Annotated in this window: 5 protein-coding genes; 4 read left to right on the plus strand and 1 reads right to left on the minus strand. The window is 66.8% G+C overall.

All coding sequences use genetic code 11. The features are described from left to right. Positions 1–277 (minus strand): MFS transporter (locus tag AB0J64_RS56995; RefSeq protein ID WP_364047120.1); only part of this gene is annotated, 277 nt, incomplete at its 3' end. 408 nt (positions 278–685) lie between these two features. Here AB0J64_RS56995 and AB0J64_RS57000 point away from each other — a divergent pair. From AB0J64_RS57000 to AB0J64_RS57015, 4 genes are all read left to right on the plus strand, one after another. After that, positions 686–967, plus strand: coding sequence for a metal-sensitive transcriptional regulator (locus AB0J64_RS57000; protein ID WP_364047123.1), 282 nt, complete (start codon positions 686–688; stop codon positions 965–967). A 22-nt stretch (positions 968–989) separates the two neighbouring features. Further along, a complete protein-coding gene (locus AB0J64_RS57005; RefSeq protein ID WP_364047126.1) occupies positions 990–1,199 on the plus strand; it encodes a cation transporter in 210 nt (69 codons plus the stop codon). Continuing rightward, positions 1,196–2,149 (plus strand): hypothetical protein, encoded by a 954-nt coding sequence (locus AB0J64_RS57010; RefSeq protein ID WP_364047129.1) that lies wholly within the window; start codon positions 1,196–1,198, stop codon positions 2,147–2,149. Before AB0J64_RS57005 ends, AB0J64_RS57010 begins: the two co-directional genes overlap by 4 nt. 15 nt (positions 2,150–2,164) lie before the next feature. Then, on the plus strand, positions 2,165–2,682 hold a 518-nt coding region (locus AB0J64_RS57015; RefSeq protein WP_364047132.1), incomplete at its 3' end, for a cation transporter.

The following is a 2,682-nucleotide window of genomic DNA, read 5'->3' on the forward strand; positions in this document are numbered from 1 at the left end:
CCGCGACCAGGGAGCCGGCCAGCAGGATCAGCCATCCGGCCGCGAACAGCCGGCGGGCGCCGAACAGGTCTGACAGGCGTCCGCCGAGCAGCAGCAGCCCGCCGAAGGCGACGACGTAGGCGTTGAAGACCCAGGACAGGCTCTCCTGGGTGAAGCCGAGGTCCTCCTGGATGCGGGGGAGGGCCACGCCGATGATCGACGTGTCCATGATGACGATGAACTGGGCCAGGGCGATCAGGGCCAGAGCGGTCCATCGCCGTGGGGATGGTGCGGACATGAGGGTCTCCAAGTTCGACTCATATACCTACTGGGGGTATCTGAACGAGGATCAATAAATACCACTGGGGGGTATGTGTCAACTGCTTCCGGCCCCCTAGGTTTCGCCGGAGTATCGCTGGGGCGACCAGCGTGACCCCGATGACCTGGGCAAACCCAGCGATCACTCGTGCTCGGCTCTACGTCGCGGCGGCCAAGGCTGACGAGCCTTCCATGGGGCGCCGGCATCGCGCTGATCGCACCGTCGACAGCAGATCGCCGTCGGATATCACTTTCAGTGGGTCTGACCTGCGGATCTTGCGCCGTGCGTCGTGCCACCCGAATTTCTCTCCTCAGAACCCCTTGACGGAGGAAATACCATAGGGGGGTATAGTGTTGTTGTGGGCAGCGACCCAAGGGAGGGCTGGACATGACCGGATACGGCGAGAGCAAACACGACCATGCGATGCGGCTGCGCCGTATCGAGGGGCAGGTCCGTGGCCTGCAGCGGATGGTGGAAGACGACAAGTACTGCATCGACATCCTCACGCAGGTGTCCGCGGCCACCAGCGCGTTGAGGTCGTTCTCCCTGTCGCTGCTCGAGGAGCACCTGGCCCACTGTGTGGCCGAGGCCACCCTCAAGGGCGGTCCCGAGGCGGAGGCGAAGGTCAAAGAAGCCTCGGACGCCATCGCCAGACTTGTTCGTTCCTGATCGGACTGAAGGAGAGATCGATATGAGCACCGCCACCTACACCGTCAAGGGCATGACCTGCGGCCACTGCGTCAGTTCGGTCAAGGAAGAGGTCAGCGAGGTGGCCGGCGTCACGAACGTCGAGGTCGATCTGGCCACCGGGCTGCTGACCGTGGAAAGCGAGGACTCCATCGACACGGCGAAGATCGTCGCCGCGGTCGAGGAGGCCGGATACGAAGTGGCGAACCCGTGAACACCGCAGCGAAGCTCGGCTCGTACGTCTTGGGCCTCGCCGTCGTCTTCGGCGGCGCCCTGGGCGCGGGCAAGGCGGTGGGGCCGGTCGGAGCACCTCCGGCCGAGGACCACAGCGCCATGGCGGCGCCCACCGCGAGCGCGGGACACGGGAAGCACGTAATGCAACAGGCGAAGAGCGATACCCCCGGGGGGCTGCAAGTGTCCCAGAACGGTTACACCCTCAACCCGCTCACCACGACGATCAAGCCAGGCGAGCCGACCGACTACCGTTTCACCGTGACGGGTCCCGACGGCAGACCGGTCACCGACTACCAGGTCGAGCACGACAAGAAGCTGCACTTCATCGTCGTCTCCCGCGACCTGGGCAATTTCCAGCATGTGCACCCTACGGAGGCGGGCGACGGCGTCTGGTCCGTCAAGCTCACCCTCCCCAGCGCGGGGACGTACCGCGCCTTCGCCGACTTCGCCCCCACAGGCGGCAGCGCGCTGACGCTCGGCACCGACGTGCTCGTCGCGGGCGATTACGAGCCCAAAGCGCTTCCGCAGGTCAGCCGGACGGCCAAGGTCGACGGATACGAGGTCGCCCTGGACGGCGACCTGACGCCCGGGCAGGCGAGCAAGCTCACCCTGAAAGTCAGCAAGGACGGCAAGCCGGTCACCGACCTGCAGCCCTACCTCGGCGCATACGGCCACCTCGTGGCTCTGCGCGCCAAGGACCTGGCCTACCTGCACGTCCACCCCGACGGTGCGCCCGGCGATGGGAAGACCAAGGCCGGACCCGAGATCGTCTTCTACGCAGAGGTGCCCAGCACCGGCGACTACCGTCTGTTCCTGGACTTCCAGCACGAGGGCAAGGTCCGCACCGCCGACTTCACCCTCGGCACGGGGGAGCGTCCGGAGCTCCCGGCGCCCGCGCCCAGCGAGCACGGCGACGACCACAGCCACTGAGAAAGGAGAACGGTGATGACTTCTGTCACCGATGACCGGCAGAACGCGGTCGAGCTCTCGATCGGCGGCATGACCTGCGCCTCCTGCGCCAACCGGATCGAACGCAAGCTCAACAAGCTGGACGGCGTGACCGCGACGGTCAACTACGCCACGGAGAAGGCCAAGGTCACCTTCCCGGACGGCATTGACGCGCAGCAGCTCATCGCCGAGGTGGAGAACGCCGGCTACACGGCCGCGCTGCCCGCTCCGCCCAAGGCGGAAACGGCGGAGGAGGAGCCGAAGGACGAGCTCCAGCCGCTACGCAACCGCCTCATCACGTCGGTGGTGCTGGCGGTGCCGGTGATCGCGATGGCGATGATCCCGCCGTTGCAGTTCACCAACTGGCAGTGGTTGTCGCTGGTGCTGGCCGCGCCGGTGGTGGTGTACGCGGGCTGGCCGTTCCACAAGGCGGGTCACGACCGGCCGCTGACCCTGCCTACCTGCCTGCGCCGCCACTGGCCGCCCTGGATGCCCGCCCAGCGGCCCTCAGGCGC

The organism is Nonomuraea sp. NPDC049695 (genome assembly GCF_040674955.1).
Lineage (GTDB): Bacteria > Actinomycetota > Actinomycetes > Streptosporangiales > Streptosporangiaceae > Nonomuraea > Nonomuraea helvata.